The organism is Sphaerisporangium sp. NBC_01403 (assembly GCF_045040145.1).
Lineage (GTDB): Bacteria > Actinomycetota > Actinomycetes > Streptosporangiales > Streptosporangiaceae > Sphaerisporangium > Sphaerisporangium viridialbum.
This window is the reverse complement of the sequence record NZ_CP109534.1, coordinates 4,867,803-4,881,816: the sequence shown is the minus strand read 5'-3', so window position 1 is coordinate 4,881,816 and position 14,014 is coordinate 4,867,803. Positions and strand designations below refer to the sequence as shown.

The 14,014-nt window shown below is 71.3% G+C and carries 12 protein-coding genes; 9 read left to right on the top strand and 3 right to left on the bottom strand.

Annotation, left to right across the window (positions count from 1 at the left end; genetic code table 11):
• Positions 1 to 34: 34 nt before the first annotated feature.
• A complete protein-coding gene (gene metF, locus OG589_RS21965; protein WP_405151824.1) occupies positions 35 to 973 on the top strand; it encodes a methylenetetrahydrofolate reductase [NAD(P)H] in 939 nt (312 codons plus the stop codon).
• Between the two features lie 66 nt (positions 974 to 1,039).
• On the opposite strand, the gene OG589_RS21960 is transcribed toward metF, so the two are convergent.
• A complete protein-coding gene (locus OG589_RS21960) occupies positions 1,040 to 1,594 on the bottom strand; it encodes a GNAT family N-acetyltransferase (protein ID WP_405151823.1) in 555 nt (184 codons plus the stop codon).
• Positions 1,595 to 1,679: 85 nt separating this feature from the next.
• Positions 1,680 to 2,156: a YbaK/EbsC family protein gene (locus OG589_RS21955; protein ID WP_405151822.1), complete on the bottom strand. Its 477-nt coding sequence runs from the start codon at positions 2,154 to 2,156 to the stop codon at positions 1,680 to 1,682.
• A 129-nt stretch (positions 2,157 to 2,285) separates the two neighbouring features.
• Here OG589_RS21955 and OG589_RS21950 point away from each other — a divergent pair, with 129 nt between their 5' ends.
• The 3 genes from OG589_RS21950 (at position 2,286) to OG589_RS21940 (ending at position 5,119) form a co-directional block, all read left to right on the top strand.
• The gene (locus tag OG589_RS21950) at positions 2,286 to 3,125 is read left to right on the top strand and encodes a peptidoglycan-binding protein (protein ID WP_405151821.1); all 840 of its coding nucleotides are present in this window, start codon (positions 2,286 to 2,288) and stop codon (positions 3,123 to 3,125) included.
• 162 nt (positions 3,126 to 3,287) lie between these two features.
• Complete coding sequence (locus tag OG589_RS21945; protein WP_405151819.1) at positions 3,288 to 4,127, top strand: phosphotransferase enzyme family protein; 840 nt, start codon at positions 3,288 to 3,290, stop codon at positions 4,125 to 4,127.
• Between the two features lie 551 nt (positions 4,128 to 4,678).
• Positions 4,679 to 5,119, top strand: a complete 441-nt coding sequence (locus tag OG589_RS21940; RefSeq protein WP_405151817.1) for an SAV_6107 family HEPN domain-containing protein — start codon at positions 4,679 to 4,681, stop codon at positions 5,117 to 5,119.
• A gap of 649 nt (positions 5,120 to 5,768) precedes the next feature.
• Here OG589_RS21940 and OG589_RS21935 read toward each other — a convergent pair.
• Positions 5,769 to 6,263: a transcriptional regulator gene (locus OG589_RS21935; RefSeq protein WP_189166358.1), complete on the bottom strand. Its 495-nt coding sequence runs from the start codon at positions 6,261 to 6,263 to the stop codon at positions 5,769 to 5,771.
• 461 nt (positions 6,264 to 6,724) lie between these two features.
• On the opposite strand from OG589_RS21935, the gene pyrR reads away from it, so the two are divergent.
• From pyrR to carB, 5 genes are read left to right on the top strand one after another with little or no spacing between them, the layout of a single operon-like run.
• Positions 6,725 to 7,345, top strand: a complete 621-nt coding sequence (gene pyrR / locus OG589_RS21930) for a bifunctional pyr operon transcriptional regulator/uracil phosphoribosyltransferase PyrR (protein ID WP_405151815.1) — start codon at positions 6,725 to 6,727, stop codon at positions 7,343 to 7,345.
• Positions 7,342 to 8,277 (top strand): aspartate carbamoyltransferase catalytic subunit, encoded by a 936-nt coding sequence (locus OG589_RS21925; protein ID WP_405151813.1) that lies wholly within the window; start codon positions 7,342 to 7,344, stop codon positions 8,275 to 8,277. Before pyrR ends, OG589_RS21925 begins: the two co-directional genes overlap by 4 nt.
• A complete protein-coding gene (locus tag OG589_RS21920) occupies positions 8,274 to 9,578 on the top strand; it encodes a dihydroorotase (protein WP_405151812.1) in 1,305 nt (434 codons plus the stop codon). The genes OG589_RS21925 and OG589_RS21920 overlap by 4 nt, the downstream gene beginning before the upstream one ends.
• Positions 9,575 to 10,729: a glutamine-hydrolyzing carbamoyl-phosphate synthase small subunit gene (carA, locus tag OG589_RS21915; protein WP_405151810.1), complete on the top strand. Its 1,155-nt coding sequence runs from the start codon at positions 9,575 to 9,577 to the stop codon at positions 10,727 to 10,729. The genes OG589_RS21920 and carA overlap by 4 nt, the downstream gene beginning before the upstream one ends.
• Positions 10,722 to 14,012 carry a carbamoyl-phosphate synthase large subunit gene (gene carB / locus OG589_RS21910; RefSeq protein WP_405151809.1) on the top strand — a complete coding sequence of 1,097 codons (3,291 nt, stop codon included), beginning with the start codon at positions 10,722 to 10,724 and terminating at the stop codon, positions 14,010 to 14,012. Before carA ends, carB begins: the two co-directional genes overlap by 8 nt.
• Positions 14,013 to 14,014: the final 2 nt, after the last annotated feature.

Below are 14,014 nucleotides of genomic sequence, written 5' to 3'. Positions count from 1 at the left end.
GTGCGCGGCGGGCCGGACCTGTAGCCTTGGAGCCATGGCTCTGGGTCGTCCTTCATACTTGCCCGACCGGGTTCCCACCGTCCGCGAACTCCTCGCCTCCGGGGGGCGCTCGTTCTCCTTCGAGTTCATGCCGCCCAAGACCGACGAGGGTGAGCGGCAGCTGTGGCGCGCGATCCGCGAGCTGGAGGCGCTGCGCCCCACGTTCGTCTCCGTGACCTACGGCGCGGGAGGCTCCACCAGGGACCGCACGGTCGAGATCGTCGAGCGGCTCGCCCACGAGACGACGCTCACGCCGGTCGCCCACTTCACCGCCGTCGACCACTCGATCCGTGAGCTGCGCCACCTGATCGGCAGGTTCGCCGGGGCGGGCGTGCGCAACATCCTCGCCGTGCGCGGAGACCCGCGCGGCAGCGACCCGCTGGCCGAGTGGATCAAGCATCCCGAGGGCGTGCTGTACGCCGAAGATCTGGTGCGCCTCATCCGGCAGGCGGGCGACTTCTGCGTGGGGGTGGCGGCCTTCCCCTACCGCCATCCGAGGTCGTCGTCGATCGAGTCCGACACCGACTACTTCGTGCGCAAGTGCCGGGCCGGCGCCGACTACGCCATCACGCAGATGTTCTTCAAGGCCGACGAGTACCTCCGGCTGCGCGACCGGGTGGCGGCAAAGGGCTGCGACACGCCCATCATCCCCGGCATCATGCCGGTGACCCAGATGAGCACGATCGCGCGGTCCGAGCAGCTCTCGGGCGCCCCCTTCCCGCCTGAGGTGGCCGAGCGCTTCGCGGCGGTCGCCGACGACCCGGCCGCGGTGCGCCGGCTCGGCATCGAGCACGCCGCCGAGCTGTGCCAGACCCTGCTCGACGAGGGGGCCCCCGGCATCCACTTCATCACCTTCAACAGGTCGAGCGCCACCCGCGAGGTCTACCAGGCCCTGGCGCCGACCCCGGCCCCCGCGCCCGTCCCCGCCGGCTAGCCCCGCCCCCGGGGCGGGCACCGTCCCGTTCCCGGGTCCCCGCGGTCGCGGGTCGCGGGCGCCGCCCTAGGCGAGGGGGCGCATGGGGAGCATGGTGCCGACGATCGCGTAGTGCTCGTAGCCACCGGGGAACACGAACATGCTCATGAGGTCGACGAACCCGAGCCTGCGGTACAGATGGCGCGCGGCCGTGGGCTGGTCGTGGGTGGACAGCACGGCGGTGCTCTCGGGCCTGCCCTCGCACAGGCCCTGCACCAGCCGGCGGCCGATGCCCTTGCCCTGGTAGCCGGGGTGCACGTGGATCTCGGCGATCTCGAAGGCGTTTCCGAACCAACCGGCGGAGGTGGGCGGGCCTGAGCGCTCCTCCAGCGCGCGGCGCACGACGTCGTGCCACCACTGGCCGGGCATGCCGTGGAAGCCGTACCCGAAGCCGACCGCGGTGCCGTCGGTGGTCAGGGCGAACAGACAGGTGAAATCAGGAAATGTCGCGTGATTGCGCATGATGCCCTGGCGGCCTGAGAGCTGATCGGCCGGCGGGCGCATCGCGGCCGTATAGATGTCGATCACGATGTCCAGCGCGGAGACGAACGCCTCGGGACCGGCGCGTCGCAGTTCGATCACTCATCGCACACTAGCAGGGCGGCGATCACCCGGTGGTCGAACCCGACGAGTGCCATCTTCGTGCACTTTTCCCGGCATTTACCGTCTACTCCACCTCCACCGGAGTGCCGCCGGTGATGCGGACCAGCTCGTCGAAGGTCGTCGGGAAGACGGTGTGCGAGTGGCCGGCCGCGGCCCACACGACGTCGTGCTTGCCCAGCCAGGTGTCCACCAGCGTGCGGATGGGCGCGGGATGGCCGACCGGGGCGACGCCGCCGATCGTCTGCCCGGTCGCGGCCTTCACGAACTCCGGGGTCGCCCGCTTGACCTTCGAGACGCCGACGAGCCTCGCGACCAGGCCGGTGTCGACCCGGTGGGCGCCGCTGGTGAGCACCAGCAGCGGCTCGCCGTCGGCGTCGAAGATCAGGCTGTTGGCGATGGCGCCGACCTCGCAGCCCACCTGGGCGGCGGCCGAGGCCGCGGTGGGGGCCGAGTCGGTGAGCACGACCACCTCGCCGGTCGCGCCGGCTTCGCGGAGGGCGTCGGAGACCTTGATCACGCTTGGATGCGACTTTTCTGGCACGCGGACACTCTAAACACCTTGACCCACGTGGGCTATTGATTACATCTCCGTGACTCTACGGGGTGTGGCGTGACCATTGCGCTAGTGTCCGGACAAACGATCGTGGTGTGTCCGAAGGGAAGTTTTGACATGGGGGTTGGTAGGCGGCTCGCCGCCGCGGTGGTGCTGACCGCGGGAGCCGTGCTCGTCTCGGGTTGCGGGCTGGGGGCCCAGCAGGCCGGGCCGGCGGCGTTAGCGGGTGCCCCGGCGCCCGGTCGCGCGGCCACTCCGGCGGTCACGATCCATGTGACGCCGGTCGGCCTGGTGCGCGCGGCCGAGCCTTTCGTGGCGCCGCACGGCACTCTCAAGTTCGGCGCCAAGGGCGTCGCGGTGAAGGAGCTCCAGGGAAGGCTCCGCGAGCTCGGCTACATGCCCGGCAAGATCGACTCCAAGTACGGCGGCACCACGCAGTCCGCCGTGTGGGCCTTCCAGAAGGTCCAGGGGCTCACGCCGACGAGCACGATCAACAGCCGCACGTGGCGGGCGCTTGAGGCTCCCAGGGCTCCGCAGGTGCTCGTCCCGTCCGGCAAGCCCGACCGGGTGGAGGTGAACCTCACCAAGCAGGTCGCCGTGCTCTACCGGGCGGGGCAGGTGAAGCTCATCACCCACATCTCCTCGGGGAGCGGCATCCCCTACTGCGAGACGGCCACCTGGCAGGGCAAGACGCAGAGGTTCTGCGGCGACGCGAGAACCCCGACGGGTGACTTCAAGACCACCTGGCGGCGGTCAGGCTGGCACAAGTCCTACCTCGGCCAGCTGTACAACCCGATCTTCTTCAACGGCGGCATCGCCCTGCACGGGGCGCTGTCGGTGCCGCTCGCCCCGGCGTCCCACGGGTGCGTGCGGCTGCCGATGCACGTCGCCCAGGTGCTGCCGTCCCTGCTGGGCACCGGGGTCCCGGTGCACGTCAGGGGCAAGTTCCAGCGCTGAGCCCGGTCGCGCCACGGGCCGAGGTCGTCACGACGACCTCGGCCCTCGCCGTCTCCCGGCGGTCACCCCATCGCGCACGAGCCCGGCTCGGCCCGCTCATCGGCCACTTCACCCGGCCTCCGGGGTGCGACCATGTCAGGGACGGCGAGCCGAGGAGCCCGGATGACCTATCAGCACCCTGACACCGCCACGCCCGCCGAGGTGCCCCTGGTGGGAGACGGCGTCACCCAGGGGATCACGCGCGCGGGCGACACCGTGCGCCGCCCGGTCAGGCCCTTCACGATGACGGTGCAGGCCTACCTGGCGCACCTGCACGCCGCCGGATTCCCGCACGCCCCGGTCCCCCTCGGCATCGACGACCAGGGCAGGGAGGTGCTCTCCTTCGTCCCGGGCGACGTGCCGCGAGAGCCGCTGCCGCCCGAGACGGCGGGGGAGGAGGTCCTGGTGGGGCTCGCGCGGCTCGTCCGGGGGCTCCATGACGCCGCCCAGGGCTGGGCGCCGCCTCAGGACGCGGTCTGGGGAGGCATTCCCGGGGCATCGGCCACCGGTTCGACCTCCGATGGCGAGCCCGTCGTGGTCGGCCACCGCGACTACTGCCCCGGCAACGTCGTCTTCCGTGACGGGCTGCCCGCGGCGCTCATCGACTTCGATCTCGCCAAGCCGACGTCCAAGGTCGACGACCTCGCCAACGCCCTGTACTACTGGGCGCCGCTGCTGGATCCGGAGGACAGGTCCCCGGCGTTCGCGGGCCTCGACATCCCGCGCCGGGTCGCGGTCTTCGCCGGCGCCTACGGCATGACGGCCGGCCAGCGCCGCGCTCTGGTGCCCTCGGCCACGCGCATGATCCACCGGTTCCACGTCAACATGCGCGCCGCCGCCGAGGTCGACCCGGCGTTCAGGCGCATGTGGGACGAGGGCGTGAAGCACCGCCTGCCCCGGGCCGAGGCCTGGATCCTGCGGGAGGGCCCCGCCATCGAGGCCCGGCTCACCGCCGCTCTCTAGGCCGCGCTCAGGTACGGACGCGCGGCGTGTCTCTCGGCGTACACGGCCGTCGCGTGGCCCCGGTGGGCTCGCGGACGTCCCCAGGGTGTCGCACGCGATCGAACCTTTGTTCGCTTCATGCTTGACATCGCGCGTCATCGAATTTATGTTCGACACGGTGAGGGTGGGACTCGCGGCCCACCCTCACCACACGGCGGGAGAGCGTCGTCGGCGACGGCCTCGCCACGCGCACGATGGCCGGACGGGGAGAGGGGAAGCTCCTCGTCCGGCCCGACAGAGCGGCACCACCGAGCCACTTACAGCCACCGAGAGCCAACCAGGAGCCACCGGGCCAGAAGGCCACGGCATCGGGAGCGCACAGCCCCCGAGCGTGACGCCGCCGGGCACCAGAGGGTGACGCCGCCGGGCACCAGAGGGTGACCGGGGCGGGGGAGCGAGGTACGAGCCGGCCGAGTGACCACGACCAGCGGACCACCGAAATTGTCGGTGGTGTCTGCGACTGTGTTATCACCGGCGGTCACCGCCGGAGCCACGACCCCAAGGAGGGTGTCATGACTCGAGAGTCCGGAGAAGGCCCCCGGATTTCACAGACCGTGCGCGCGCACCTTGCCGACGCGCATTCCTGCCTCGCCGACGCGTCGGCGGCCCACACCCCCGCCGAGCGTTACGTCTCGGCTCATCTCGCCGCGCTGCGTGCGGCGGCCGCGATCCTCGCGGCACTGCCCCGGCCGATGGACGGCCGCAGGCGGCGGCTCCGCAGCGCGTGGGAGCTGCTGCCCGAGGCCGAGCCCAGGCTCGCGCAGTGGGCGGCCTACTTCGCGGTGAGCGCCACCAAGCGTGCCTCGGCCGAGGCCGGCATGGTGCGCGTGGTGTCGGCGCGAGACGCCGACGAGCTGATCGCCGAGGCCGACACCTTCGTGGGCGTCGTCGAGGGCATCCTGGGTGTCCCCGGCCAGTCCACCCTTCCGGTGAGGGCCCCCTTGGCAGGGTGATCCGGCGGGGTTCCGCCCGCACGGCCCGTCCGTGCCGTTTCCCCGGTCGCCGGTCCCGCTTCCAAGGTCACCGCTTGACGGCCCCACAGCCGTGACGCGTACGCCGGGCGACCCGACGTCGGGACCTGCCGACAAATCCGGTGCATGCCGGAAGATCGGGCGATGCCCGAAGATCGGGCACAAGGCAGCAAATCCGGTGCATGCCTACAAGATCCGGCGCATGTCGGCAAACCCGCGCATGCCTGAAGAAACCCGCGCATGCCTGAAGACCGGGCACATGCCGGAGGATCGGGGCGCTGCCGCGTTTCCTCTGCGGCGGCCTCACCCCCGCGCCCCAGCGGGGGACCCCGAGCGTGGCCGTCGCCCGCACCGAACGGCCCGCCCGCTCGCCCATCCCCGTGGTGCGAGCCGGTGGCACCGTGCCGTGCTTGTGACGTGCCCCTCGCGTGCCCTGTGACGTGTCCGTGACGGACGCGTCGGGACCGCTGGCGACAGCTTAACGGACCATCGCCCCGGATGGACCGTCCTGCGAGGACCGATCCGCCGGGCGGGCACTGAAAGCCCGCCCGGCGGTCAGGTCGCGAGAGTCGCGGGCGCGCGCGTCTCCCAGGTCACGGGCGCGCGCGTCTCCGAGGTCGCGGAGAAGCGGCTAGAACGACTCGACGGCGCGGCGGGCCTCGGCGTCGAGCACACCCCAGTTGATGAGCTCTTCTGTGAGCTCGGTGGGGGACTTGTCATAGATGACCGCCAGAGAGCGGAGGTCCTCCTGGCGGATCGACAGCACCTTGCCGTTGTAGTCACCACGCTGGCTCTGGATCGTGGCCGCGTAACGGGCGAGGGCCCCGGCCTTCTCCTTGGGCAACTGGGCAAGGCGCTCAAGGTCGATCACGAGCTTCGGCGTGGGGCCGAGCGGGCTCGGCGCCGAGCCGCCAGGCAGCAGCTCCGAGACCGGCACCCCGTAGAAATCTGCCAACTCCGCGAGCTTCTGCACGGTCACGGCACGGTCGCCACGCTCGTAGGAGCCCACGACGACGGCCTTCCACCTGCCCCGAGACTTCTCTTCGACTCCATGCAGTGATAGTCCCTGCTGGGTGCGGATGGCGCGGAGTCGTGCGCCCAGCGACTTGGCGTAGTCAGACGGCATCGTTTGGCCCCCCGGCTTTCTATGAACGTTCTCACTTATTGTGCGCCTTGCGACGAATGCCACGGCGATCGGGTGGCACCCGGGGAGGCACCATCGGTGACCGACGCGTCGTGGTTTACCCGAGAACGTCGCGAGGTGTGGTTACGGACAGTGACGGTAAAGGTGTGGACGAGTTTGGTCAAGCTGATTGGAAAAAAGATGCCGAATCCTGTCCGGTCCAGCCCTGATCTGCTCGGTCACAAGCGCCGCTCACGCTCCTTCCGTACGGGGACGGCACAGGTTCCGTACGGCTTCGGCGTGGCGGGCGCGGCCCGGAGACCCGGCGAGTGAGGCCGGCATACGGGCATCTGCCCAGGTTGGGAAGGCCGAACCGGTTCGGGAGGTTTCCTGCAAGGCTGATAACGTGGGCGAGCCAGTTCCTTTAAGACCCGTCCTGTGAGGCGGGAAAGGTGGTGACCCTCATGAACGTCGCCCGAAATCAGGCGCGCGACGATGACCCACGGCCCGACGGCGACCAGGTGCGTGACGGCCAGCGGCCGCACGACGGTGAGCGCGCGGTGCTGGAGGCCCCGGACATCAACCGGGCCCTCACCCGCATCGCCCACGAGATCCTCGAACGCGCGAAGGGCCCCGAGAAGCTTTTGCTCCTCGGCATCCCGACCCGCGGCACCTTCCTGGCCCGCAGGCTCGCCGACCGCATCGAGCAGGTCGAGGGCCGTCCCGTGGCCTCCGGCTCCCTCGACGTGACGATGTACCGCGACGACCTGAGGCTGAAGCCGGCCCGTGCCCTCGGCCGCACCGAGCTCCCCGAGGACGGCGTGGACGGCCGCATCGTCGTCCTGGTCGACGACGTCCTCTACTCCGGCCGCACCGTCCGCGCCGCGCTCGACGCGCTCAACGACCTCGGCCGCCCCACGGCCGTACGGCTCGCCGTGCTGGTCGACCGCGGCCACCGTGAGCTGCCGATCCGCGCCGACTACGTCGGCAAGAACCTCCCGACCTCCAGGGCCGAGACCGTACGGGTGTGCCTGGCGGAGACCGACCAGCGTGACGCGGTCCTGCTGAGGGGAGGCCAGCGATGAACCGCCACCTGCTGTCCACGGCCGACCTGTCGCGCGACGACGCGCTGCTGATCCTCGACACCGCCGAGCAGCTTTCGCAGGTCTCGGACCGTTCCATCAAGAAGCTGCCGACCCTGCGCGGGCGCACGGTGGTGAACCTCTTCTTCGAGGACTCCACCCGCACCCGCATCTCCTTCGAGGCCGCCGCCAAGCGGCTGTCCGCCGATGTGATCAACTTCTCGGCCAAGGGGTCGAGCGTGTCCAAGGGGGAGAGCCTCAAGGACACGGCGCTCACCCTCCAGGCGATGGGCGCCGACGCCGTGGTCATCCGCCACGGCGCCTCCGGGGCCCCGCACCGCCTGGCCAACTGGGTCGACGGCAGCGTGGTCAACGCCGGGGACGGCACCCACGAGCACCCGACGCAGGCGCTGCTCGACGCCTTCACCATGCGCCGCAGGCTCGGCGAGCTCGACGGCCGCCGGGTGACGATCGTCGGCGACGTGCTGCACAGCAGGGTCGCCCGCTCGAACGTCCACCTGCTGCACACCCTCGGCGCCGAGGTGACGCTCGTCGCGCCGCCGACGCTGCTGCCGGTGGCGATGGGCGACTGGCCGTGCGAGGTCTCCTACGACTTCGACGCCGTGCTCCCGAAGTCGGACGTGGTCATGATGCTGCGCGTCCAGCACGAGCGGATGAACGCCTCGTACTTCCCCTCCGCCCGCGAGTACAGCCGCCGGTACGGCCTCGACCCCGAGCGGCTCGGCAGGATGCCCGACGGCGCGATCGTGATGCACCCCGGGCCGATGAACCGCGGCATGGAGATCGCCGCCGAGGTCGCGGACTCCGCGCGCTCGACCATCGTCGAGCAGGTCACCAACGGCGTGACCGTGCGCATGGCCGTCCTCTACCTGCTTCTGTCCGGCTCAGAGCCCGCGATCGGGGGAAACCAGTGAGCTACCTCGTCAAAGCCGCCCGCGTCCTCGGCGGCGAGCCGCGGGACATCCTCATCAAGGACGGGTACATCGCCGAGATCGGCGCCCCCGGCGAGATCGACGGCACCGGCGCCGAGCACGTCGACGCCGGCGGGCTGATCGCGCTGCCCGGCCTGGTCGACCTGCACACCCACCTGCGCGAGCCCGGCAGGGAGGACGCCGAGACCGTCCAGTCCGGCACCGCGGCGGCGGCGCTCGGCGGGTTCACCGCCGTCCACGCCATGGCCAACACCTCGCCGGTCGCCGACACCGCGGGCGTCGTCGAGCAGGTCTGGCGGCTCGGCCAGGAGGCCGGGCACTGCGACGTCCAGCCGGTGGGCGCGGTCACGGCGGGCCTTCTGGGCAGGCAGCTCGCCGAGCTCGGCGCGATGGCCGACAGCGCCGCCCGGGTGCGGGTCTTCTCCGACGACGGGGTGTGCGTCTCCGACGCCGTCCTGATGCGCCGCGCCCTGGAGTACGTCAAGGCGTTCGACGGGGTGGTGGCCCAGCACGCGCAGGAGCCGCGCCTGACCGAGGGCGCGCAGATGAACGAGGGCTCGGTGTCCGGCCGCCTCGGGCTGACCGGCTGGCCGGCCGTCGCCGAGGAGGCGATCATCGCGCGCGACTGCCTGCTGGCCGCGCACGTCGGCTCCCGGCTGCACATCTGCCACGTCTCCACGGCGGGCTCCGTGGAGATCATCCGCTGGGCGAAGTCGAAGGGCTGGGACGTCACCGCCGAGGTGACCCCGCACCACCTGCTGCTCACCGACACCTGCGCCGAGACCTCGCCCGCGGGCGCGTACAACCCGATCTACAAGGTCAACCCGCCGCTGCGCACCGAGACCGACGTGCGGGCGCTGCGCGAGGCCCTCGCCGACGGCACGATCGACTGCGTGGCCACCGACCACGCGCCGCACCCGGTCGAGGACAAGGAGACCGAGTGGCCGGCGGCGGCCATGGGCATGATCGGCCTGGAGACCGCCCTGTCGGTGGTCCAGGAGGCCATGGTCGAGACCGGCCTGCTCGACTGGGCGGGCGTCGCCGACCGCATGTCCGCCCGGCCCGCCCGCATCGGGCGGCTGTCCGGCCACGGAGGCCCGCTCCAGGCGGACGCCCCCGCGAACCTCACCCTCGTCGACCCCTCCGTACGCTGGGCGGTCGACCCCGGCGGGTTCGCCTCCAAGAGCCGCAACACGCCCTACCAGGGCATGACGCTGCCGGGCAGGGTCGTCGCGACCTTCCTGCGCGGTCGTCCCACCGTTCTCGAAGGGAAGCTCACGTGACGCGCGCGACCACGGGCACAGCGGTCCTCGTCCTGGAAGACGGCCGGGCCTTCCACGGCACGCCGTACGGCGCCGAGGGCGAGACGTTCGGCGAGATGGTCTTCTCCACCGGCATGACCGGCTACCAGGAGACCCTCACCGACCCCTCCTACCACCGGCAGATCGTGGCGATGACCGCGCCGCACATCGGCAACACCGGCGTCAACGACGAGGATCCCGAGTCGTCCCGCATCTGGGTCGCCGGGTACGTCGTCCGCGAGCCTGCGCGGGTCGCCTCGAACTGGCGCTCCCGCCGCACGCTGGACGAGGAGCTTCGGGCGCAGGGCGTGGTGGGCATCGCCATGCCGGGCACCCGGGCGCTCACCCGCCACCTGCGCGAGCGCGGCGCCATGCGCGCCGGGGTCTTCACCTCTCCCACGGCCCCGGTGGAGGAGCTGGCCGAGAAGGTGCGGCACAGCCCCTCGATGGTGGGCGCCGACCTCGCCAAGGAGGTCTCCACGGCCGAGCCGTACATCGTCCCCGCGCACGGGCGCAAGCGGTTCACGGTCGCGGCGGTCGACCTCGGCATCAAGGCGATGACGCCCTACCGCATGGCCGAGCGGGGGTGCGAGGTCCACGTGCTCCCCGCGGGCGCGACCGCCGCCGACATCCTCGCCCTGGACCCGGACGGGGTGTTCCTCTCGAACGGCCCGGGCGACCCGGCGACCGCCGACTACGCCGTCGAGGCGCTCACGGGCGTGCTGGACGCGGGCAGGCCGGTCTTCGGCATCTGCTTCGGCAACCAGATCCTCGGCCGCGCGCTCGGGCTCGGCACGTACAAGCTGCGGTACGGCCACCGGGGCGTCAACCAGCCCGTGCAGGACCGGCGCACCGGCAAGGTGGACATCTCCGCCCACAACCACGGCTTCGCCGTGCGGGCGCCCCTGGACGGCCCGTTCGACACGCCGTACGGCCGCGCGGAGGTCAGCCACGTGAACCTCAACGACGACTGCGTGGAGGGGCTGCGCCTGCTGGACTACCCGGCGTTCAGCGTGCAGTACCACCCCGAGGCCGCCGCGGGGCCGCACGACGCCGCGGGCCTGTTCGACGAGTTCTGCGCCCTGATGGCGCGCCCGGGCACGACGGTGAAGGCGGAGGGCGAGAGTGTCTAAGCGCACTGACATCAGCTCGATCATGGTCATCGGCTCCGGGCCGATCGTGATCGGGCAGGCGTGCGAGTTCGACTACTCGGGCACCCAGGCGTGCAGGGTGCTGCGCGCCGAGGGCTACCGGGTCATCCTGGTCAACAGCAACCCGGCGACGATCATGACGGACCCGGAGTTCGCCGACGCGACGTACGTCGAGCCGATCACGCCCGAGATCATCGAGCAGATCATCGCCAAGGAGCGGCCCGACGCCCTGCTCCCCACCCTCGGCGGCCAGACGGCGCTCAACGCGGCGGTCGCCCTGCACGAGGCCGGAGTGCTGGAGCGCTACGGCGTCGAGCTCATCGGCGCGGACATCGACGCGATCCAGGCGGGCGAGAACCGCCAGCTGTTCAAGCAGATCGTCGCCAAGGTGGCCTCGGAATACGGCCTCAACGCCGAGTCGGCCAGGTCGGCGATCTGCCACTCGCTGGAGGAGTGCCTCGCCGCCGCGGCGGGCCTCGGCTACCCGGTGGTCGTGCGGCCGAGCTTCACCATGGGCGGCGCCGGCTCCGGGTTCGCCTACGACGAGAACGACCTGCGCCGCATCGCCGGCGCCGGGCTCGACGCCTCGCCGACCACCGAGGTGCTCCTCGAGGAGTCGATCCTCGGCTGGAAGGAGTACGAGCTGGAGGTCATGCGCGACCGGGCCGACAACGTCGTCATCGTCTGCTCCATCGAGAACATCGACCCGATGGGCGTGCACACCGGCGACAGCGTGACCGTGGCCCCGGCCCTGACGCTGACCGACCGCGAGTACCAGAACATGCGCGACGTCGCGATCGCGGTCATCCGCGAGGTCGGGGTCGACACCGGCGGCTGCAACATCCAGTTCGCGGTCGACCCGCGCACCGGGCGCATGATCGTCATCGAGATGAACCCGCGCGTGTCGCGGTCGAGCGCGCTGGCCTCCAAGGCCACCGGCTTCCCGATCGCCAAGATCGCGGCCAAGCTCGCCGTCGGCTACACGCTCGACCAGATCCCGAACGACATCACCCGTGAGACCCCGGCGTCGTTCGAGCCGTCGCTCGACTACATCGTGGTCAAGGTGCCGCGCTTCGCCTTCGAGAAGTTCGCCGGGGCCGACCAGACCCTCACCACCCACATGAAGTCCGTCGGCGAGGCCATGGCCATCGGCAGGTCCTTCCCCGAAGCCCTCCAGAAGGCCCTGAGATCGCTGGAGAAGAAGGGATCGTCCTTCAGCTGGGCGGGGGACCCCGGGGACAAGGAGGCGCTTCTCGTCGCCTCCCGCACCCCGCACGACGGGCGGCTGCGCACGATGCAGCAGGCCATCAGGGCCGGGGCCACGCTCGAGGAGCTGTACGCCGCCACGAGCATCGACCCGTGGTTCCTCGACCAGCTCCAGCTCATCGACGAGGAGGCCCGGGCGCTGGGCGAGGGTGAGCTGACGGCCGGGGCGCTGGCCCGTGCCAAGCGGCACGGGTTCAGCGACGCGCAGATCGCCGAGATCCGCGGCTTCTCCGAGCCCGAGGTCAGGGCGCTGCGCCACGGGCTCGGCGTGCGGCCGGTCTACAACACCGTGGACACCTGCGCCGCCGAGTTCGCCGCCAGGACGCCGTACCTCTACTCGACCTACGACGAGGAGACCGAGGTCCCGTACGGCGACCGGCCCAAGGTGATCATCCTCGGCAGCGGGCCGAACCGCATCGGGCAGGGCATCGAGTTCGACTACGCCTGCGTGCACGCCTCGTTCGAACTGTCGGCGGCCGGGTACGAGACCGTGATGGTCAACTGCAACCCGGAGACGGTCTCCACGGACTACGACACCTCCGACCGGCTGTACTTCGAGCCGCTCACCCTGGAGGACGTCCTCGAGGTCGTGCACGCCGAGCAGTCGACCGGGCCGGTCGCCGGGGTGATCGTCCAGCTCGGCGGGCAGACGCCGCTGGGCCTCGCCCAGTCGCTGAAGGACGCGGGAGTGCCGGTCGTCGGCACCAGCCCCGAGTCGATCCACCTCGCGGAGGAGCGCGGCGCCTTCGGGCGGGTGCTCGCCGAGGCCGGGCTGCCCGCTCCCAAGCACGGCACCGCCGTCACCGTGGAGGAGGCGCGGGCCATCGCCGAGGACATCGGCTACCCGGTGCTCGTGCGCCCCTCCTACGTCCTCGGCGGCGCGGGCATGGCGATCGTGTACGACGAGGAGACGCTGAGCACGTACATGTCGCGTGCGGGCGCGGCGAGCGACCACCCGGTCCTGGTGGACAAGTTCCTCGACGAGGCCATCGAGATCGACGTGGACGCGCTGTACGACGGCGAGGAGCTCTACCTCGGCGGCGTCATGGAGCACATCGAGGAGGCCGGCATCCACTCCGGCGACTCGGCGTGCGCGCTGCCGCCGATCACGCTCGGTGGATTCGACATCAAGCGCATCCGCGCCGCCACCGAGGCCATCGCGCGCGGAGTGGGCGTACGCGGGCTCCTGAACGTCCAGTACGCCATGTCGGCCAACGTCCTGTACGTCCTTGAGGCCAACCCCCGCGCGAGCCGCACGGTGCCGTTCGTGTCCAAGGCGACGGCCGTGCCGCTCGCCAAGGCCGCGGCCAGGGTCATGATGGGCGCCACCGTCGCCGGGCTCCGCGAGGAGGGCATGCTGCCCGCCACGGGCGACGGCGGCACGCTGCCCCTGGACGCGCCCATCGCGGTCAAGGAGGCCGTGCTGCCGTTCAACCGGTTCCTCGGCGTCGACACGGTCCTCGGCCCCGAGATGCGCTCCACGGGCGAGGTCATGGGCATCGACGAGGTCTTCGGCACGGCCTACGCCAAGTCGCAGTCGGCGTCGTACGGCTCGCTGCCGACCAAGGGCCGGGCGTTCGTCTCGGTGGCCAACCGCGACAAGCGGGCGATGATCTTCCCGGTGAAGGCCCTGGCCGACCTGGGGTTCGAGATCCTGGCCACGGAGGGCACCGCGGAGGTGCTGCGCCGCAACGGCGTCCATGCCAAGATCGTGCGAAAGCAGAGCGACGGGCTCGGCACGGACGGTGAGCCGACCATCGTGACCCGCATCCTGGACGGCGAGGTGGACCTCATCGTGAACACCCCCTTCGGCAGCCCCGGGCAGTCCGGCCCCCGGCTGGACGGCTACGAGATCCGCACCGCGGCCGTCCTGCGGGGCATCCCGTGCGTCACCACTGTGCAGGGGCTCGGCGCGGCCGTTCAGGGCATCCAGGCGATCGCCGCGGGCTCCGTGGGCGTACGGTCGCTGCAGGAGCACGCCCAGCGGCTGAGGGGCTGACG